This is a genomic window from Microcoleus sp. Pol7_A1 (assembly GCF_036701085.1).
In the GTDB taxonomy this organism is placed as follows: domain Bacteria; phylum Cyanobacteriota; class Cyanobacteriia; order Cyanobacteriales; family Microcoleaceae; genus Microcoleus; species Microcoleus asticus.
The window spans coordinates 1-19,789 of the sequence record NZ_JAUBQD010000001.1 but is presented as its reverse complement, the minus strand read 5'-3'; the positions used below and the strand labels follow the sequence as shown (position 1 = coordinate 19,789).

Sequence of the window (19,789 nt, the reverse complement as noted above, 5' to 3'; positions counted from 1 at the left end):
TTGATATACCCTAGGTCAAAATAGTCGTAAGTAAAGCCAGTTAAAATGGTTACTCTACATTTACCTTTTCTACCCCTTTTTTTTTTTTTTGTGTGTGACTTACTTTTTCTTTAAATGACTCCAAATTATAATCAATGAGGGGCAGTTTTTTGGGCTGGTAAGAAAAATTATTTTTTAGGCAAAGCGCCCGTATTGAGTACCCACCTCAGCAACCATACTATCTTTAGATATTCCAACATCTTCGCCAGACTTTCAACTAACTAGGTAGGTGCAAATGAACTTTTGACATTGGGGGAAACTTATCTGCTAAAAAAAATGGTAAAAATCTCAACAAACAACCCGAAACGGTATAAAGTAGATGGTGGTTCTAGAGATTTGCTTAAAAAAGAACTAACTTCTAGAGAGTTTGGTGTCAATATATTTGATCGGTCACTTATAATTTAACAGGCATAACTCGCCCCCCTATCTAAACAAATGCCACGCACACCTACCTTAACATTCGATCGCGGAACTCTCCTGCTGCACCCGCCGCCCAAAGGCAGAGACTGGGTGGACTTTGCGACATGGGACGATCGCGTGGAAAAATACCGCATTCGAGCCATTCACTACCGCCCGCTGGTAGAATGCCTCCAAGCCGAGTGCATTCACTTCACCGACGAAGCTAGGGGATACGAACTACTAGGACTCGTACCCAGCGTGGAAATGCAGCCTTACCCACATCAAGAACAGGCCCTGGCAGCTTGGCAGGAAGCAGGAAGCCAAGGAGTAGTCGTCCTCCCCACCGCTTCCGGCAAAACTTATCTGGCACAATTAGCCATGCAAGTCACTGGTCGCAGTACATTAATTGTAGTACCAACTCTCGATTTAATGCACCAGTGGTACGCTAATTTAAAAGCAGCTTTTCCCGACATCGAAATCGGATTGTTGGGCGGAGGTTCGCGGGACAAAACGCCAATTTTAGTGGCAACCTACGACAGTGCAAGTATTCATGCAGAAACCTTGGGCAATAAATACGGCTTGCTGGTTTTTGACGAATGCCACCATTTGCCAACAGACTTTTATCGAGTAATTTCCGAATATGCGATCGCGCCTTTTCGACTCGGGCTGACAGCCACACCCGATCGCACCGACGGCCGCCACAGCGATTTGCATTTCCTGATCGGCCCGACAGTATTTAGCAAAAGACCCGAAGATTTGGCAGGCGATGCTTTAGCCGACCATAAAATAGTTCAAATCATGGTAAAACTGTCAAAAGAAGAGGGCGATCGCTACGCGGAATTAATCAACATTCGCAACGACTTCTTAAAACAGTCTAACATCAGAATATCCAGCCTCGAAGGTTGGAAACAGTTTATCATGGCAAGCGCGCGATCGCCCCTGGGACGGCGCGCCATGCTAGCCCACCGCCAAGCCAAAGAAATCGCCCTTTGTACCGAAGGAAAACTGCGAATTTTAGCCACAATACTAGCAGAACACTCTCCCCAGCGCACCCTAATTTTCACCGGAGACAACGCCACAGTTTACCGAATTTCCCAAGAATTTCTCATCCCCACAATTACCCACCAAACCCCAGTCAAAGAACGCCACGAAATCCTCGATCGCTTTCGCAGCGGCGAATACAAAACCCTCGTCGCCTCCCACGTCCTCAACGAAGGAGTGGACGTTCCCGACGCCAGAATTGCTATCATATTGTCAGGAACCGGCAGCGAACGCGAATACATCCAGCGATTGGGTCGAGTTCTCCGCAAAAGCAGCGATGTAAATAAGTTAGCAATTCTCTACGAAGTCGTCACCGAAGACACCAGCGAAGAAAGAACTTCTCAACGCCGCCGAGGAGGAATGCAGCCTCACCAACCCCAACCACAAACACAAATAGAACCGCCAAAGCCAGAATATCAGAAATTAGAAACTGTCAAACCGACACCCATTTACGGAGTCAACCGAGAGACAACCAAAAAAGCAGCAGAATCACCCGCCAAATGGGGAGAAGACAATGATGAAATTCCCTGGTAGCAAGCCTAAATAAGTTAGTTGTGGGATGGGTAGTCTTAGTGAAAAGATGGCTATATAATTAAATCACTCCTAGGTCTATTTAAAAACTACCATCTACAATCGATTTACGGAGTCAACCGAGAGGCGACTAAAAAGCAGCAGAATCACAGCAAAGTGGGTAAAAAATGATGATTTCAAGAAATTTTAAAGGTTGCCCAATTAGTGTACAATCTGAATAGTGACTAATTCATAGTACCGGAAAATGATCGATATCACACAAATAAGTAACTTTAAAGTCTTCCCCAAACATACAGGAGTTTGGGAGGGAACTTGGACAATCCTCAATGCTGATTTCCAAGACACCCAGCGTTTTACAGCAGTGTTAACCCAGAAAATTGTTGATAACCAGTGGAGGCAAACTAACGTTCAAACTTATGCCAATGGCAAGAGTGAAACACAAAACTTTGTGGGTCATGTTGTCGGTGAAGGGCAAGTAGAAATTGAAAGTAATGACTCTATCTTTTCTAACTACAAGACACTAGCCACAGAAGTTGGAGATAATTTAATCGTTTTTCAAGTATGGGACAAAGCAACTGGCATTCTCAGGGCTGTAGAAACCATAAATCTTGTCAGTTGCGATCGGCGAATTCGGACTACCCAAAGCTTGACAGAAGAAGGAAAACTCAGGGGAGTTATGGTGATTGTCGAACAAAAAATTGAGTAAAACTTTTCACTGCTTATGCTACCAACTGATTTATTAAGTCACCGCCAAAACGGAGAATCAATCGTCCCGCTACGCCTCAAGATAGATGCTAAAAACTTAGAAGCAGCTATCGAAACGATAAACTGCTTCCAAGAGTCGATCGGCAAAACCCAAGGCGAGCTCGACGGACGCTTGCTAGAATTAGAAGGCGACAGCCCGGATTATCGGCTGAAACGGGGATTAGCGCACCTCCTTAAAGGCGGTTTCTGCACCTTGGAAGTCATCAGTCCCCTAGAACCCTCAGAGTTGAGACAGCGGGTTTTTGCATTGTCTGCGCGATCGACTCCCAGCCCTCAATCCACCCAATTAACCCTGGAAAAAGTAGCAACTGAACTCAGCCAAGACTTAAACAGAGAAGTTTTGCCTCACGAAATCACTACAGGTTTATACGCCGATTTAAACGAAAATAAAATCCTCACTGAGTTTAATGCACCAACTCCCGAAAACTTGCTTCACAAATACAATCTTTCTCAAGTTCAAGGCATATTTTACCGAGCAAGTCAAGTCCAATTAACCGCCCACCGCAACGATCCAGGAGAATACAAACTCTTATTTCGCTATCTGAAACTATTTCAATTAATGACTTACATCGAAGGCGATGCAGACCACGGTTTTACACTGACAATAGACGGCCCTACAAGCTTGTTCAAACCCAGCACCCGCTACGGTTTAGCCCTCGCGAAAATGCTGCCCGCACTGCTGCACGTCACCAAATGGAGTATGCACTCGACACTGCACACAAAAGATCCTTTTAGCGGCGTTTTGAAAACAGGTAAATTCACCCTCAATTCCGACTGCGGTTTAGTCAGCCACTATCCCCCTGGCAAGCCTTATGATAGTATGTTAGAAGCAGCATTTGCTGAGCGATGGAATTCCACAAAAACCGAGTGGCAACTAGAGCGAGAAGTTGATTTAATTCCAATTCCAGGTAGTGTGATGATTCCCGACTTTCGGTTAGTGCATCCCGACGGGCGAGTGTTTTTATTAGAAATAGTGGGCTATTGGCGGCCGGAGTATTTGCAAAAGAAATTTGCACAAGTACAGAAGTCTGAATGCGATCACTTGATTTTAGCTATTTCCGAACGGCTGAATTTAGAAAAAGCCGGGGTGAATGTAAATGACGTGCCAGCAAAAGTAGTCTGGTTTAAAGATAAATTGTTGCCCAAATCAGTCCTGGAAGTCCTCGAATAGTAACCAATCCGCGCATGAGTTGCCAACTTATTTCTTTCTCTCTCTGCGCCCTCTGCGGTTTAAAAAAAGCCTATTATATGAATTAAATTATCCTCAAAAAACATCGCACATTGCACGCTATACTAAAATGGGAATTTACCCAAATCTTTGCCACCGCGTACTCTCATCCTAAAATCGATTGAAAAATGCCAGACACAAGTATTGTTGAAAGAATCAAAAAGCTTTTAGCCCTCGCCACCTCATCCAATGAAAACGAATCGACTGCTGCGGCAGAAAAAGCTTCCCTGTTACTTGCACAGTACAATCTCAGCCTCGCGGATTTAGGGCCAAATCACCAAGAAGAGATTGACGAAAACTCTGTTGAAACAACATCGAAATTTGTTACTTGGAAAATGATGCTGCTGTCGGGAATTGCCGATGCTAACGGTTGCAATGCCATGCGAAACACTTATAATGGCAGTATGTTTTTGGTGGGAACTTCTACCAACCTGATTGTTTGCAAACATCTTTACGAGTATTTGAGTTCTGCGATTGAAAAAAGAGCGAAGTACCGCAAAGGAAATGGGAGGGGATTGGCGTATCTGAATGCTTTTCGGGTTGGATGCGCGACAAGGTTGAGACAAAGATTGTTGGAACAAAAACAGGAGATGGAAGAGTCGGGGATTCCGGGTTCGGGGGATGCGGCGGCGACTCCAGGCATTGTAGTGCGATCGATGTTTGAGAAAAATCAACGGGCGATCGCGGATTATCTAGAGGGCCGAGGGGTTAAAATTAGAACGAGAACAGATTCTCAAGTCAGCAGCGAGGCGGGTTTTAATTCGGGGTATGAAGTGGGCGACAAAATTAGTTTGCACAAGCAAGTGCAGCAGCAAGGGGATATGAAACAACTTAATGAATGTCTTTGAGTAGGGTGTGCGATCGTGAAAATCAGCTTCCTAGGTTAGAATTAAAAACAGAAACTAACAGAAGAGAGCCATGTCAGACCAAGATATCGCTAATATAATTACGATAGAACCTGGTAAACGAGGTGGTAAACCTTGTATTCGAGGCATGAGAATTACAGTCTATGACGTGCTGGAATATCTCGCTTCTGGGATGACTTATCAAGAAATTCTAGATGATTTTCCGTATCTCACCCAACAGGATGTTTTGGCTTGCTTGAGTTTCGCAGCTAAACGGTAATTGGATCGAGAGCGTTATAGTTAAGTGAATAAGATAAATAGGGTAAAAACATGACAGTTTACGATCTAACTATTGCTAAAATTAGCCAACTGCCAGAGTCACTTGTTCAAGAGGTGAATGATTTTATAGACTTTTTGCTCCTCAAATACAACAGTGAATTGCCACAGCTTACGGAATCAGACTCTTCTGACTATTTAAAGAATTTAGAAGCCTACGAAGAAAAGTTAGCCCGTGGAGAGATTCAATGGTAGCAGCTTCATCAGTAAATCCAACATATACAAGAGGAGATGTTGTGTACGTCACAGTTTATGTTTTTTCGCTCAGTAATTGTTCCTTCAACTCCTGACACTCTTTTGCTAGCGGGATGTCTAATTCTTTAGCGATGGATAAAGCGCGATCGCAAGATTCAAGAGCTAAAGTGCGATCGCCTATCTGAAGATAAAGTTCTGCCAAGTATTTCAGAGTTACAGCCTCACCAAAACGAGAGCCAATAGTTCTATAAATCTGTAATGAAACCTGCAAGGTTTCTAAAGATTTTGAATAATGGTAAATTTTGATGAAAGTTCGTCCTAAATTAGCCAGTGCTTTTGCTTCTCCCAAGCGATTGCCTATTTGCTGTGCAATAGCTAAACATTGCTGGTGGTAATTAATCGCTTGCTGATAATCTTCTAAAGAGTAGTAGACATTACCAATATTCCCCAGCGCTTCTCCTTCCCCAGAGAGATAGCCTATTTCCCGTGCAATGCACAAACTCTGTTGATATAAATCAAGGGATCTGTCATATTCTTGAAAAGAATAGTAGGAATTGCCCAAATTGTTTAGCGCATGACCAACACCATAACGATGGCCTATTTCCTGTGCAATAGCTAAACATTGCTGATGGCAAGCAATCGCTTTCTGATAATATCCTAAAGAATAGTAGACATTACCAATATTTCCCAGTGATCTCCCTTCTTCAATCCAATCGCCTATTTCCTGTGCAATAGCTAAACATTGCTGATGGCAAGCAATCGCTTTCTGATAATCTCCTAAAGAATAATAGACATTACCAATATTCCCCAGTGATCTCCCTTCTTCAATGCGATCGCCTATTTCGCGCGTAATTGTCAAACTCTGCTCATGGTAAGCAATCGCTTTTGCATAATCTCCCAGACAATAGTAAGTAATGCCTAGATTATTCAACGCTAAACTCTCATTTCTACGGTTTTTGATTTCCCGCGCATTTGTCAAACTCTGCTGAGAATACTCAATCGTCTTGGCATAGTCTCCCAAAATATGGTAAGCCTTGCCCAGACCATAAAAAAAATTGTGTCTAAACTGGGACTGAGTTTACCTACTATTCTGCTATATAAGTCAATCTGTTCGCTATAGTATCCCCAAGTATCTAGTTGAGCGTGTAATTCTTCATTGGTCGGAGTATTGAGCCGGATAAAAAGTATTTTGCTAGCTCTTTCCCAGTCTTCGACTGCACAAAGGTGGTGAAACGCTTCCAAATAGTTACGCACCTTCTTCAAATTAGTAGAATCTGACTTGGGTTTATAATCCGTGAGCCACTGTACAACTGCTCTGTACTGAAGCCGTTGCTCACGAGTTGGAAAATCGGCACGGAGATTATGAGGATTGATACCTAACTGTTCCAAAACCAAATCACCAGATGGTGTCAGATTATTTTCCATAGTAATTTTCTCCAATTTATTCAGTTTACTGGTAGCCTTAATCGATGATCGATCGCCACACTGCGAATCAAATTATGTTGTCCTACAAGCCGATTATCTTCATCGTCAATTCCTCCATCTTCAACTAAATATCTTTCCCGCAGAGTTTGGATTGCAGCCTTTTGCTGATCCTCACTGTAACCCTCATCTTCTAAATTAATCAGCCACCACTTTTCTTTGACTTCACAGCGATAGATTGAGGCAGTACAAAGTAACACATAGGCATCATAAACATCATTTTTTAAATGTTCAAATGTCTTTTCAATCCTTTCTTTAACTTTCCTTCGTAAAACTTTCGTATATGATGCTAACTCCCACCTATCCTCATCTCCTTGCACTATTCCTTGGTTACGAGCGTCGTCAATAGCTTCTTTTACCTCTTCAATGTAACGACTATTCTCTTTCCAGTAAGCCCTGACTTTCCCACCATAAGACTGCTTGATTTCTCCCGCGATTGTCCGCAAAGCTAAAGGATGCCCGTCATAAACTGCACCAATTACTCGCAGGGGACTCTGTGCTAGTTCCAAGTCGCCATCTAGTTGAGCTTTTTGAAATAACGCCACCTGCTCAGGCATTTCTAAGCCTTTCAAAAGTTGGCAATACCAGAGATTTTTGTAGCGATCGCATTCTGCTGTCTCAAACTTAGTTGGCAAATCCTGAGAAGTAAGAATAAATCGACTTTCACAGGATGGTTCTGCCAAGAAACTTACAAAAAATTTACCCCACCACTCATCAGCAAAATCACCCCAGCCATCCTCTTCATTGCCTGTTAGTAGGTACTCAAGAGAATCTATGAGGATTAAATAGCGATTTTCACGCAAGCGTTTGACTAACCGCCGTAACAGTTGCTCTGGTTTGCGATCGTCCTTTGGGACAATTTCTCCCCACTTCTCCAGCCATTGCAGCGCCACACTGGCAAAGTCTGAAGTTTTATTCTCATCTTCAAAATTATCCCTGTGTTCCCTCCAATCTCCTCGCAATTCCTGTACTAGCCTTTCAGCCAAAGCAGTTTTACCGATACCTGTAATGCCAACCAATAGCAAGACACGACTGGAAGAATTTACGCGATCGCTCAACTGTTGAATCAGACTTTCTCGCCCAACCCACGCATCGTCATAGACGCTAAACTCCATATATGCTGAAGGTTGCTGGGTTGAGGTTTTGTCAATATATGCTGAAGGTTGCTGGGTTGAGGTTTTGTCAATAATTTCTTCCCAGTTCTCTATGCCAACCGCTTTACAAATAGCAATAAATAAATCTCGGTCAATTGGTATCCCCCGCCTAAACCGCTTTAAAGTTGCTACGGAAGTATTAGCCGCACTACACCAAGCAACTGCTGTTGCTTCCCAGCCTTTCTTTTTTCTTTTTGCATCGACGATTTCCAGCCCTTGTTTAGAAGCTCTGAGAGAAATTGCCACATTATATACTAAATTACAAATATTTTTGGTTCATTTTCGGCTCACTTTTAGGTTCAGTCTCAAACATGAGCCAAAAGTGGTGATTTTCAATCTGTTTACCTCAGTCATCATAAAAAAGTGGAAACTTAGACTTCTGTCTTTATTTCCTTACCTGACTAATTGTAGATGTCACCAAGAAAGAGCCAAGCAGACCTAGCTCAGCTCTGGGTAGAGTCAAAAACCTCAGACAAAGAGGTAATTACCGAAAGGTGATTAGGACAAGTTGAGCCATACAAGCCATGCAGTACAACCCGCTAAAGGAACAGGCTGCTGTATCAGCTATCCTTCGGCTCTTTGGGTTCTTGTTCCAGTACCGAAAGGTACGCTCTACCAGATAAATGAACATAAGCAGCGCTTGCAATAAGTGCTGCTGTGGGTCCAGCAAAGGTGGTTGACACATATAGTTAGGGAGTAAACATCAATATAGCTCAAGGACAGCGCCTAGAGGTACCAGCTCAAAGCGCTGCATTTTGCTATGACTCCAATTATAGTCAGCGCTGATTAGGTGTCAATAAATTTATGTTGACTTTATATGTAAATTTATGTAAATATCCTGCCAAAGCAGAGGAATACGTTTTGGTCACAGCTATATAAAATAAAGTTAGCCGTATCTCCTGTCTCATACTTTTGGGAGTGTGCCTTTTGTTCCCTTATGGCACCCCACTCTTTGGGTGGAGCAACTGAAACGATTCTCGCAGTGGCTGTCCTAGTTCGATCGATCGCACTTCTGATTCAAGTTCTAGCCCCAATAGTACGCAAATCTGGTAAATAAGCCAATTCAATGATGGGGCGAGCATCCACGCCCCACCTTCCCCAAAACATCGCCCTCAATCAATCAATTCCGCTTCTTCAAAAATCTGTCTAGTCGTCAACTCCAAACCAGGCAGCAACTCATCCAAAATTAGTGTATTATCCGTATAAACTTGACTCAAACCATCGGTCAAAAAACTTATTATTAAAATAGCCTCTGGATCTATCACCCAAACTCGCGGAACGCCCGCCGCCAAATAATCTTTCGCCTTCTCTTCAAATTCCTTCATACTTTGATCCGGCGATATAATCTCAATCACCAGTTCAGGAATTGCGGGACAAGCTTCATTTCGGCGCCAACTTTTCGGCAGACGTTCATAAGAAATGTACGTTAAATCGGGAACAGGTGCCCAATCTTTATCCTGACGTTTCAACAAAATTGCCCATTCTGGAAGCACTCGCCCGCGTCCTTTACACCATACACGAATCAGGCGACACAAAGCTCCCTGTAAACTGGAATGAAAAAATTTTGGAGACACTTTAGGAACTGCTTCACCATCTACAAACTCACAATATATATCTCCGTCGGGCAAAGCTAGAAATTCTGCTAAAGTGAGTTTGGTTCCGATGCCTACCATGAATCCCAGCCCTCTCGCTAATTAATTCAAATATCAATTATACAAAATTTCCCAACTTTCCTAGAAGTACGATCGCCCCTGGGCCTCTATTCCAAAAACCGAATAACAAAATCCCCGACTTCTTAAAGAAGTCGGGGATTTAACCGCGATCGCATTTTAGGTTAGGCGTTTCGCCTGTTTTTATGCCAAAACTGGCACGGGCTGCGGCCAACGACCCATGACTTTACCAATCACCGCCAATTCTTCCATCAACTTGTCGAACTGATCCGGTGTTAAAGATTGCGGCCCGTCAGACAAAGCTTTTTTCGGATTCGGGTGCACTTCAATCATCAGCGAATCAGTACCGGAGGCGATCGAAGCAAACGCCATTGACGGTACAAACTGCGCCCAACCGGTGCCGTGACTGGGGTCAACCATCACCGGTAAGTGAGTCAGGGTTCGCAATACTGGTACTGCTGACAAATCTAGGGTATTGCGTGTATATTGCCTGTCATACCCGCGAATTCCGCGCTCGCACAAAATCACGTTCGGATTGCCAGAAGCCATGATATACTCAGCAGCCATCAACCATTCTTCAATAGTTGCCGAAATGCCGCGCTTCAGCAAAACGGGTTTGTCTTGAGCTCCGACTTTCTTCAACAGTGAGAAATTCTGCATATTTCTCGCCCCGACTTGGATTACGTCGGCTACTTCTACGATCGCACTTAAGTCGGCCGCATCCATAACTTCGGTGATAATTCCCAAGCCGCTAGCTTCCCGGGCCGCCGCCAGCAATCCCAAAGCACTCTCGCCGTGACCTTGGAAAGCGTAGGGGGAAGTTCTCGGTTTGTACGCGCCACCGCGCAGAAAATGAGCTCCAGCAGCTTTGACGCGCATTGCCGTTTCGACAATCATTTCTTCGTTTTCGACCGAGCAAGGGCCTGCTACGATCGCGATCGGATGATTTAGGCCGATCGTCACAGTTCCTAAAGGAGTAGAAACTTTTACTGCGCTGGGTTCTCCTTGGCGGTACTCCAGAGAAGCGCGCTTGTAGGGTTTTTCCACGCGCAGCACTTCTTCAATCCAGGTGCTCATTTCGCGCAGTTGCAGAGGTTCGAGATCGACGGTATCGCCTACCAAACCCATGACGGTTTTGTAACGGCCGACTATTTTTTCTGGGATCAAACCCCAGGTAGTGCGGAGGTCTTCGTCTAGTCGATCGATCTCGGCTTCTGGAGTGCCGGCTTTCATTACAATAATCATATTTTTTTTGCCTTTTCTGTTGGGCTAGACACGGATTATGACACGGATGCACTGAGAAAAATAGATGCAATGGGCGATCGAGAATCTATTTATATCAGTATGATTAGCAATTTTGTGGGGCGGGTTCTTCTTCCCTCCCCAAGGACAAACTCTAGATGGTTAACAGCTTAGTTTTTAGCTAATGACTAATGACTAACTTTTTGGCTTGGCGGCGCGCCACGCTTCTCGCATCCTGCCAAAATTGGTATTAAATTCTTCCCACCCCAGAGTGCTTCCTGAAACTTCTTCATCCCAGGAAGCCGAGAGGACTCCGTAACTCAATCCCAGAACCCCTAGACCAAAACAGCCCATGCTTACCAGCAATACTGCTGTATTGGGCAGGTCAAACAAGCCGTTGCTGACTACCAAATAGCTTACAAAAAATGTGGAAATTCCCAGGAGGGTCGGTATGCCGCAGAATACCGCTATGCGGGATATCATGCGTTTACTAACTGCTTCTGGGATGGATTGCGCCTGTTTTCCGGTTTTGTTAGCTTTGGGCTGCTTCTCGGCAGAATCAGACTCTAAGGCTGCGTTTGCTTGTGGTTCTGGGGGCTTTTTAGGCGTTTTTTTACGATTTGTTGCCGGTTCAAAGGGCAAGCGCTGGCGGGGTGGTTCGGAGGACATATTTTATCTCTAACCTGAAATCTCGAACATTTTTCAATAAGTCTTGGTGTTTGTCCAAGATTAAAGAATATTGTCGCAAATTTTGGCTTTGGTGTTTAGCCGCGAATGCCTAGACGGGCAATCAATGCTTTGTAGCGATCGGCATTTTGCTTTTGGATGTAGGCCAGCAGGCGCTTGCGGCGGCTGATCATCATCATCAAACCGCGCCTGGAGGCGAAGTCTTTTTGGTTGATTTTCAGGTGGGCGCTGAGTTTGGTGATGCGATCGGTCAGCATGGCGACTTGGACATCTGCTGAGCCGGTATCGGTTTCATGGGTTTGGTAATCGCCCATGATTTCTAGTTTGCGCTGTTGTGTAAGTGGCATGAATTGATTTTATGTTTTTTTGTACGATGTCACAATCTCCAATGATATCACAGGGAAAGCGTTAAGCATAAAATTTGTGCCAGGGATTGGTTTGTTGGCCCGGCAGAATTTTGGTTTTGATTCCCGTTTGCTTGATTGGCTGGCAGATTATCGGCTCAAATAGGCGATCGCCTCCCGTATCCAATCATCGGCACTACCTTTGGCGGCCAAAGTGCTGTCTTGACTGAGGGTTTGCAGCGCTTGCAAGACTTCAGCCGCAGTGTATCCCATCGCCAGCAGGATCATCTCGACTTCTTCTTGAATAGCTGGGGGGACTCCGGCGGCGACTGAAGTTGTCAAACCTGCTTGCTGTCGCCATTCCGAGAGTTTGCTTTTGAGTTCGAGGGCAAGACGTTCAGCGGTTTTTGTACCGACGCCCGGAGTTTTGGCGAGGATCCGGGTGTTACCGCCGACGATCGCCTGGACTAAATCTTGCAATCCTAAAGTATCGAGAAGTGCGATCGCCAGTTGAGCACCGACACCGCTGACACTCGTCAACTGCCGAAACAAATCGCGTTCTGCCGCGCTGCCAAAACCGTACAATACGATTTGGTCTTCCTTAACTTGCTGGTGGGTGAAAATTTGGGCGACTTCGCCGGAGGCTGGCAATTGACCGGTCACGCGGGGCAAAATTTGGATTTCATAGCCAATTTGATTGACTTCGAGAGTCAATATGACGCGGTTGCTGCCTTTGGCGATATCGGCGACTGTGCCTTTGAGATAGCTAATCATAGAGTTTATAATACACCGCTATTCGTTTTCATCAAACTCGGCGATGATGCTGCAGATTTCGTTGAGGCTAATATCTGTTCGATCGGATTTTGAGTAAATGGTTAACAAAAGTACGATCGACGGCGATTCGACTTGGTAAATCATGCGATATCCTGCACTTTTTCCTTTTTGGATGTTGCTGTTTTTCACCCGGACTTTTAAGATGATATAATCTTCGCCCATTCCGGGAATGCGATCGCCAATAAAATTGCCAGCCTGTATTTGTTCAATTACGGGCTGAGTATCTAGCCGGATTTGTCGATACTTTTTGGATAATTCACGCAAATTTCGCTTATACTCAGGCGTTAAATCGATTTGAACTAGATGATCGGATTCATTCGACATCGATGCCCTCCCACATTTGAGAAAGAGGTATTCGCTGTCGGGTTTTAGCTTCCTGCAACGCTCTTTTGAGACTAGCTTTTACTTCTTCAACTGGAGTATCGTCGGGGTCGTCTTCAGCTTCATCTGTAGGTTCGGGAAGAAGGACGATAATTCGCACGGGGCCCGGAGTGTCTAGTGCTAAAGGTCGATCGAGAATTAATTGACCTTTTTCGTCGATCGTTCCTGTGACTTCAAAGGCTTTCATTTGTTTCTCCTGGACTTTTTTAAATTAATACTATTATATAACCCTGTCCGAGCGATTTTGTTATTTTTTAGTTCAAAATAAGATGATGTTTAACCAAAGACAAATCCGTCTTGCCAAAATTCACAACCAAAGCCACATTGAAATTTTCCAACGATTTGACAAACCACATAATTTCATTAGAAGCTTTACCTTCATAGTGATTAAACAAAATAGAAAATCGCTTTTCCAACTCTGGTTTAACTTTGCCCGAAAGTAGAACGAGTTTGAACATTAAACCCATAGTCCTGCTGGCGCCGAGGTTGTACACCAAGTCGTAAAAAACGTAGTGGCTGGGATGTTGGGAATTTTCCACTACTAAGAAGTTGAACAACTGGTGGCAAGTCCGAACTAACAATATATTATTGAATTTCACCGAGTCATTTTCTCGCAATGTATTTTTGATTTGCTTGTACAAACGGTCATTAAATTGACGCCCGCCGTATTCTGGTTCGACCGACGATATTAAATATTCATATAAATCCACTTTAAATGAACCGTAAGATGGAGTTTTTCTGGAATCTCTCAGGAAAAATTGAGCCGCTTCTTTGTAGCTGCGATCGCCTGCTACTACTTTTCCCGCAAATTCCCTGACCGCTAAGTGCAGTTCTGCATCGTTCAAAAGTGTGGGATTAGCTGCCCGCTGCACAATGCCTATTTCTGTATTTCTCGGCTCAACCAAATAATTTAAATATTGAGACAAATGTATTTCAAATTGTCGCTGTCTTTGAAATGCCAGTTTTTTGATAGTTTGTTGGTCTTCCTCAATGCTGTCCTTGCTCAGTAGAGAATGGCCGTACAAATAAGGATACCGACAGATCAATTCGCCCAAAGGAGAATCTGTATCTTGTTTCTGCTGTTCCGCCTCTCTATCTAAGGCTTTTACTAAGCGCTCTATGGTCTGGAATTCTTCACTTTGAGTAAAGAAAGCTATTTGTTCTTGCAAGCGCTTGACTATGTAAAATTCCATCCCGAATCTGGGAGAAGTCTGCTTAAATAAAGCTACTAACTTTGCGATAGCCAAGTGGTTTTGGGAATGCAATTGCCAGCGGTTAATCGGGATGTAGCAGCAGCGGTGGAGGATATATTTAAAGTCGTAATTTGCTCGCTTGACGGAGACTATACTGTACAAAGTTGCTTCAATCTCTCGATCGGGATAGCCCATGCCGTCGATAAATAGCTTTCTGAACCGTTCGATCACCTGTGCGGGGGATTCTGTTTCCACGCAGGAGACGATGTGATCGTACAATCTCTGTTCGTTGCTGCCAGTTGGAACACTCTCTGAGGGCGGGGTGAGGATGCTGCTGCCTGCATCGGTGTCTGCGCTGCTGTCTGCAACTTGTGCGACAACGACTGTCGGTTTTTCTTCAAAAGTTCGATCGGGATTCAAGAACCAATAGTGTTCTTGGCTTAATTGTTTGTTCGCAGCCCAATCCAAAGCTGACTGCAAACTTTCCCCTGTCAATAACAGCGATTCATCTTCGCGGTCAGAAGCCAGCCATGCTGCTAGCGCGGAGCGGTACGGAGCCAATTTTCCCAGCTCTTTTTCTACCCAGAACCGATTAAAAACTGACTGATAAATTAGGTTGGCAACTATTAATTTACCGTGAGATTTAACAACCAGTCCTGACAGTTGCAATTCGATTTTTTCGGGAGAGTAATCTGCTGCGACTCCCTGCGATTCCCCCGGTTTTGTTGGCTGGGGCGGTTGCAAAATTTGCTGGTACAGCGTTAACAGCCGTGTGAGGTCGCAGTGGCTGTGGAAAATGCGATCGCGAATGGGTGTCAAATGTTGGGGTTCGTCTTCTTCTTCCCAATTTTTAATAATTCTGTGTTTGACCAGTTTTTCAACCTGATGAGCTTCTGAATTTCTGCCAATAAAAGGCCCGTATTCAAGTACCAACTGGCAAACTTTTTGAGTTAGAAACGGTTGCCCGCCCGTCCAAGCTAATATTTCTTGGAGCACTTTTTGGGGGCGAAAAGCTTTGAGAGCCAATCCTTTTGCTAGCGGCAAACTTTCGTGCAGTTGGAATCGACTTAAATGAATCTGCCGTCCAATATTAAAAGGGTTGCAGCTTGGATCTCGGATCAATGCTGAGGGGGCTACTACTCCCATAACAGCAAAAGTCAGGCGATCGTATTCCGGTTGCTCTGCCCGCTTGGAGTAACAAGCCCGGATCAAAGCAAAAAAATCGCTGGTACTGAAATTTAGGCTGCTGATGCTGTCAATGTCATCTATGAAAATTACCAGATTTTGCTGAAGTGACTTGAGCAAAACTTTTTCGATAAATATCTCCAATCGCTGCACCGGCGATAGCAGTTCGCGATCGTTCCACCACTTGATGGCATCAAACCTGTTTGTGAGGTGCAAACTGCTTGCCATGCGGTACATGATTGCGGCATACCACTTTTGGGGGGAGATATTTGGGCTGCTGATGCTTCTCAAGTTGACGGCGGCAAAAGCTGTACCTTCTGCTTGCAACATTTTGGCCGTTTGCACTAGCAGGCTGGACTTGCCCATTTGTGGCGAACTCAACACGTAGCAGAAGTCTCCGGCTTTGAGCCCTTCGTAGAGTTCGCTGTCGGCCGATCGCCTGACATAGGTGGGCGCACCGGCAGGCAAATATCCTCCGACTTGATATTGGTAGGTGGAGTGGACTTCTGCTGTCATCTGGGAATTCATCAAGATACTACGCCCCTATGCTGTGCGATCGAAAGGTTACAAAATTCCAATTATTGCCAGCTTAATATTGTTTAAAATTTTTGTTCCTCTTTCTCTATTATCTACTAGCTCAGCTTTCTCCTTGTCAATCTTTACCGTATCTTTGCAAGCGTTCGCCGCAAATCCTACGATCGGCCTAATTGTACCCCGGCAATTGATTCTTTACGCTCGTTCACATAATTGATGAATTTTCACCCGATCGGATTGAAAACGCTAAAATGCCCTTTTTTTCACATTTTTTTACAATAATACTTTAAAAATCACTCGGTGGTATGATGTTGCCAGGGAAACTCATAACCGCAGCGCCGTCAACCTTCTGCCTTCAGATCCGCCTGCCGGATGCCGGAGGCAAACGCTGAGCAAGGCTGCCAATAAAAAACCCCAGCGTTTTGCTGAGGACTGCTTGAGTGGGAGATATCGTTAATCTGCGTTTTTTTTAGTTGACTTAGATTGCATGGAATTCCATGCTGCTGACTTTCCCCGGGCTTTCGCGTTCGGGGATTCCTAAGAACAAACTTTTCAGGATGAATCCACAAAAAGTTTAATTCTTAAAGGCGTTGTCAGAGCCCGGCAAACCACTCGCTCAACTATAAAAGTTAAGTCTGTGGCTAATTGTAGAAGATGCGCCCTGATGGCTTAACTACCCGATGGATTAGCACCCTGATGGCATAACTCCCTGATGGATCGGCGCCCTGATGGCTTTCGCTCCACTACCCAAAAGATTCGGGTTGGTAGATGATCGTGGACGTTAGTAACACGTCACTTCCGGCGTTTCCGATCGCAAGCGGGTGTGCCTGTCTGAATTGATTATGGCAGGCAGATTTATCAGAAGACAAGTGGGTTATTGCATCAACCCATTTCTGACAGATCGGGTTAGCCAAAAAGTGTCAATCTACGAAAATCAGGGTCATCGAACATGAAAAACAGCATCTTAGTATTAGGGGTAATTGCCTCGGCTGGCTTCGGCTTTTTCGAGGCAGGCAGCGCCAGCGCTTCTGCGATCGCCCCACAACCTTCATCAACCAGCAGTTTGACGGCTTGGGAGAGTCGTCCCGACTTTAACTACACTGGAACGAATGAGGATGGGGAGCAAGAAGAGGTAAAAACGGGTAAAAACAGGAAATAATTGGCGCTATAGTGTGGTTCGCTGTTGTGCGGTTGTGGTTGTGGTTGTGGTGGCGTTTGTTGTCGCAACCGCCTCGGATCGAGGCGGTTAAAACTCGATCCCAATAATCAGTCTACCTAATCCCGGGGGTGGGGGTCAGTTTCTGAGAACCGTGGATGGGAAAATAAACAGGTAAGGCAAGTCTGTCGGTGCAGTTTCCCCGCCTATAAACTTCCTTACCTTCTGATGTTCGGGATTCGGATCTGGCAAAATCGTATTTCATCTCGTAAAAACCCAATGGAAAATACTCTCGAAACTACCCGCAGACAGCGCGTATTGACAAGAACCCAGGAACGGCGTCAGGCGACACCCAAAGAAAAACAGTTGATTCACCTGCTAGCCAATATGGCTTGCAGTTTGATTAAATACGACTACAAACACGCAGCCGGGAAGGGAACCCTCCCGCCTTCGGAAAGCAAGCGTTTAGCGGAATGGCACTACCTGCGAGTTCAGCAAATCCGCCGGATCGAACGCTCGTTGGAGCCCGTAGCGACCCTCAAGCGGGTTTACTACAAGAGCATCCTCAGTCCGAGGGATCTGAAGTCTTTGAAACTTCTGTGGCTTGAGGACGACAAGAACCGGGTCAAACGGGTCGATCCTGACTTGGACGACATCCTCAGCGAAGCTTTGGATCGGGGAGATACTTTAAAACAGCTATTTCACTCGATCGAAGTCAAAGAACGCACGTTTGCTCCAACTCCTCGCCCCGGCGCCGTGCCGCTTTGGGTCAAAGAGTGGGAAGACTCGGAATATGACATAAACTTTTTTCCGCCTTCGTTCTCTGCATGGGTTTCGATCGTGGACGACTAGCTTCAAGACAAACTCTTTGACATGGCATCGATCGTAAATTTTAGATGGTAGACTTATTTGCTATTGCTGCCATTGGCCAAGAGTGTGCGGGCGATCGGCTTAACTAGCCGGCATTGCGCGCAGGCATCCGAGTATAGAGAAGTGAATCGGAGTCAGTACCATTGTACAATGGGGGAAAACCAGGGCTTCAGCTAATAGCTGATAGCTGATAGCTGATAGCTGATAGTTTCTCATGACTGACTCGATTTCAACTTCTCCTCTAGACTCGGCAGCCGATACAGCCGAACTCCGCTCTCAGTTGAGGTCGGGTTCGGAAAAAGCTCAACTGCAACTGCTGCAACAACAAATAGCAGATTCCGGTTGGGATGTATTGATGGAATTTTTATTAGAGCGCAAGTCAGAGGCACCGACTGCGGTCATGGGTAAGGCTTACCAAATTCTTTACAGTGCTAATTCTCCGAGAGCGGCGGAGTTTTTGCAAGCGAATTTTCCGACTGGGCTCGTGCCGCTGCGATCGGACTCTAACATTGATTACACTCCGCTGCAACAATTATTGGCGTTACAGGAATTTCAAGAAGCCGATCGCTTAACTTTAGACAAGCTTTGTGAATTGGCTGGTGATACAGCTTTGCAGAGAAAGTGGCTGTATTTTACGCAAGTTGAGAGTTTGCCCGTGGCGGATTTGCAAACAATTAATACGCTGTGGAAAGTTCATTCCGAAGGCAAATTTGGCTTTTCAGTGCAGCGGGAAATTTGGCTGAGTTCGGGCAAGAATTGGGATAAGTTGTGGCCGCTAATTGGCTGGAAGAAGGGAAATAATTGGACGCGGTATCCGCAAGAATTTATTTGGGATTTGAGCGCGCCTAGGGGTCATTTGCCGCTGTCGAATCAGTTGCGAGGAGTGCAGCCGTTTTCGGCTTTGATGGCTCATCCGGCTTGGGTGAAGTGAATGGTTTGGCGCCTTTTGGAGAATGTGGGGCGGGCGGGATGTTGGGCCGCACATTTGTTGGTGAGGCAGTGTTGGATTGAACCACAGGGATTCACACACGTCCCCCCTGTTCCACTGTTTGTTGTGCAGGAATTTACAGGCCGGACTCCTGTTCCATAGAGGAAGAGAGGGCATAGGAGCGGGCTTTAGGAAAGTTGGGAAATTTTCTATAATAGACTTCTTCCATCGTTCAAATCCCTTCCCCCGCTTGCTTGCTGGCGGACGTTTCCGGAGGGGACTCTCTGGCAGCAACCAACGCTTAAATAAAGATTTCAACGGTTTGTCTAATAAGAACTACCCAATTTTATGACCTAATTTTTACTGTTTTTTTTCAGCTTGTAGCGACTTTTATTGACACATAACGATCGCCCGCGCGATCGCCCGGGTAGAATTGGACGGTAGGGCCGATGCGATCGTTTGAAGGCGGGGCGGCGGTTCTGCGGAAGATTTGGCTTGTTTTAATGATGAAAGAGTTGTCAGGGCGATCGCGAATTGTGCGATTCCAATTATTACAGGCATCGGGTACGAAAGAGACGAATCTCTCGCCGATATAGTAGCAGATAAACGAGCCCGCACTCCGACTGCGGCGGCAGTTCAATCTGTACCAATTTTAGCAGATATTTAGGGCTTGCTGAAAAAGTAAGAAAACAGCATTTAGAAAGATGAATGAACTCGCAAGTCCCTTGATAATATAAGCTTTGTTGACGA

22 protein-coding genes are annotated in these 19,789 nt (G+C 45.2%); 10 read left to right on the top strand and 12 right to left on the bottom strand.

Annotated elements, in window-relative coordinates; genetic code table 11:
* Positions 1-474: 474 nt before the first annotated feature.
* From QUA20_RS00110 to QUA20_RS00085, 6 genes are all read left to right on the top strand, one after another.
* Positions 475-2,013: a DEAD/DEAH box helicase family protein gene (locus QUA20_RS00110; RefSeq protein WP_333184157.1), complete on the top strand. Its 1,539-nt coding sequence runs from the start codon at positions 475-477 to the stop codon at positions 2,011-2,013.
* 241 nt (positions 2,014-2,254) lie between these two features.
* Positions 2,255-2,716, top strand: a complete 462-nt coding sequence (locus QUA20_RS00105) for a DUF3598 family protein (protein WP_333184155.1) — start codon at positions 2,255-2,257, stop codon at positions 2,714-2,716.
* 15 nt (positions 2,717-2,731) lie between these two features.
* Positions 2,732-3,946, top strand: coding sequence for a DUF790 family protein (locus tag QUA20_RS00100; protein WP_333184153.1), 1,215 nt, complete (start codon positions 2,732-2,734; stop codon positions 3,944-3,946).
* Between the two features lie 185 nt (positions 3,947-4,131).
* Positions 4,132-4,851, top strand: a complete 720-nt coding sequence (locus tag QUA20_RS00095; RefSeq protein WP_333184151.1) for a DUF2786 domain-containing protein — start codon at positions 4,132-4,134, stop codon at positions 4,849-4,851.
* Between the two features lie 70 nt (positions 4,852-4,921).
* On the top strand, positions 4,922-5,128 hold the full coding sequence (locus tag QUA20_RS00090; RefSeq protein WP_333184149.1) for a DUF433 domain-containing protein: 207 nt from the start codon (positions 4,922-4,924) through the stop codon (positions 5,126-5,128).
* Positions 5,129-5,178: 50 nt separating this feature from the next.
* Complete coding sequence (locus QUA20_RS00085) at positions 5,179-5,379, top strand: DUF2281 domain-containing protein (protein WP_333184147.1); 201 nt, start codon at positions 5,179-5,181, stop codon at positions 5,377-5,379.
* A 55-nt stretch (positions 5,380-5,434) separates the two neighbouring features.
* Here QUA20_RS00085 and QUA20_RS00080 read toward each other — a convergent pair whose 3' ends face one another.
* The 11 genes from QUA20_RS00080 to QUA20_RS00030 form a co-directional block, all read right to left on the bottom strand.
* Positions 5,435-6,400, bottom strand: a complete 966-nt coding sequence (locus QUA20_RS00080; RefSeq protein WP_333184146.1) for a tetratricopeptide repeat protein — start codon at positions 6,398-6,400, stop codon at positions 5,435-5,437.
* Positions 6,355-6,804, bottom strand: a complete 450-nt coding sequence (locus QUA20_RS00075) for a hypothetical protein (RefSeq protein WP_333184143.1) — start codon at positions 6,802-6,804, stop codon at positions 6,355-6,357. Before QUA20_RS00075 ends, QUA20_RS00080 begins: the two co-directional genes overlap by 46 nt.
* Before the next feature lie 20 nt (positions 6,805-6,824).
* Positions 6,825-8,261 carry an ATP-binding protein gene (locus QUA20_RS00070; RefSeq protein ID WP_333184140.1) on the bottom strand — a complete coding sequence of 479 codons (1,437 nt, stop codon included), beginning with the start codon at positions 8,259-8,261 and terminating at the stop codon, positions 6,825-6,827.
* 866 nt (positions 8,262-9,127) lie between these two features.
* Positions 9,128-9,688 carry a Uma2 family endonuclease gene (locus tag QUA20_RS00065; protein ID WP_333184137.1) on the bottom strand — a complete coding sequence of 187 codons (561 nt, stop codon included), beginning with the start codon at positions 9,686-9,688 and terminating at the stop codon, positions 9,128-9,130.
* A gap of 180 nt (positions 9,689-9,868) precedes the next feature.
* Entirely contained in the window at positions 9,869-10,930 is a 1,062-nt protein-coding gene (aroF, locus tag QUA20_RS00060; RefSeq protein ID WP_172186988.1) for a 3-deoxy-7-phosphoheptulonate synthase, read from the bottom strand.
* A gap of 192 nt (positions 10,931-11,122) precedes the next feature.
* Entirely contained in the window at positions 11,123-11,596 is a 474-nt protein-coding gene (locus QUA20_RS00055) for a PAM68 family protein (protein ID WP_333184135.1), read from the bottom strand.
* Positions 11,597-11,691: 95 nt separating this feature from the next.
* Entirely contained in the window at positions 11,692-11,961 is a 270-nt protein-coding gene (gene rpsO / locus QUA20_RS00050) for a 30S ribosomal protein S15 (RefSeq protein WP_172186986.1), read from the bottom strand.
* Positions 11,962-12,108: 147 nt separating this feature from the next.
* A complete protein-coding gene (ruvA, locus tag QUA20_RS00045; RefSeq protein WP_333184131.1) occupies positions 12,109-12,732 on the bottom strand; it encodes a Holliday junction branch migration protein RuvA in 624 nt (207 codons plus the stop codon).
* 18 nt (positions 12,733-12,750) lie between these two features.
* The gene (locus QUA20_RS00040; RefSeq protein ID WP_333184128.1) at positions 12,751-13,116 is read right to left on the bottom strand and encodes a type II toxin-antitoxin system RelE/ParE family toxin; all 366 of its coding nucleotides are present in this window, start codon (positions 13,114-13,116) and stop codon (positions 12,751-12,753) included.
* Positions 13,106-13,360 carry a type II toxin-antitoxin system RelN family antitoxin gene (locus tag QUA20_RS00035; RefSeq protein ID WP_333184126.1) on the bottom strand — a complete coding sequence of 85 codons (255 nt, stop codon included), beginning with the start codon at positions 13,358-13,360 and terminating at the stop codon, positions 13,106-13,108. The genes QUA20_RS00040 and QUA20_RS00035 overlap by 11 nt, the downstream gene beginning before the upstream one ends.
* 67 nt (positions 13,361-13,427) lie before the next feature.
* The gene (locus tag QUA20_RS00030) at positions 13,428-16,067 is read right to left on the bottom strand and encodes an AAA-like domain-containing protein (protein ID WP_333184123.1); all 2,640 of its coding nucleotides are present in this window, start codon (positions 16,065-16,067) and stop codon (positions 13,428-13,430) included.
* Between the two features lie 967 nt (positions 16,068-17,034).
* Between QUA20_RS00030 and QUA20_RS00025 the strand changes: the two genes are divergently transcribed.
* The 3 genes from QUA20_RS00025 to QUA20_RS00015 all read left to right on the top strand — a co-directional run bounded on the left by QUA20_RS00025 (position 17,035) and on the right by QUA20_RS00015 (position 19,042).
* Complete coding sequence (locus QUA20_RS00025; protein WP_333184120.1) at positions 17,035-17,244, top strand: hypothetical protein; 210 nt, start codon at positions 17,035-17,037, stop codon at positions 17,242-17,244.
* 276 nt (positions 17,245-17,520) lie between these two features.
* Positions 17,521-18,093, top strand: coding sequence for a hypothetical protein (locus tag QUA20_RS00020; RefSeq protein WP_333184117.1), 573 nt, complete (start codon positions 17,521-17,523; stop codon positions 18,091-18,093).
* Between the two features lie 232 nt (positions 18,094-18,325).
* Positions 18,326-19,042: a GUN4 domain-containing protein gene (locus QUA20_RS00015; RefSeq protein WP_172186979.1), complete on the top strand. Its 717-nt coding sequence runs from the start codon at positions 18,326-18,328 to the stop codon at positions 19,040-19,042.
* A 387-nt stretch (positions 19,043-19,429) separates the two neighbouring features.
* On the opposite strand, the gene QUA20_RS00010 is transcribed toward QUA20_RS00015, so the two are convergent.
* Positions 19,430-19,600 (bottom strand): hypothetical protein, encoded by a 171-nt coding sequence (locus tag QUA20_RS00010; protein WP_333184694.1) that lies wholly within the window; start codon positions 19,598-19,600, stop codon positions 19,430-19,432.
* On the opposite strand from QUA20_RS00010, the gene QUA20_RS00005 reads away from it, so the two are divergent.
* The gene (locus tag QUA20_RS00005; RefSeq protein ID WP_333184112.1) at positions 19,530-19,706 is read left to right on the top strand and encodes an exodeoxyribonuclease VII large subunit; all 177 of its coding nucleotides are present in this window, start codon (positions 19,530-19,532) and stop codon (positions 19,704-19,706) included. The genes QUA20_RS00010 and QUA20_RS00005 overlap by 71 nt on opposite strands.
* Positions 19,707-19,789: the final 83 nt, after the last annotated feature.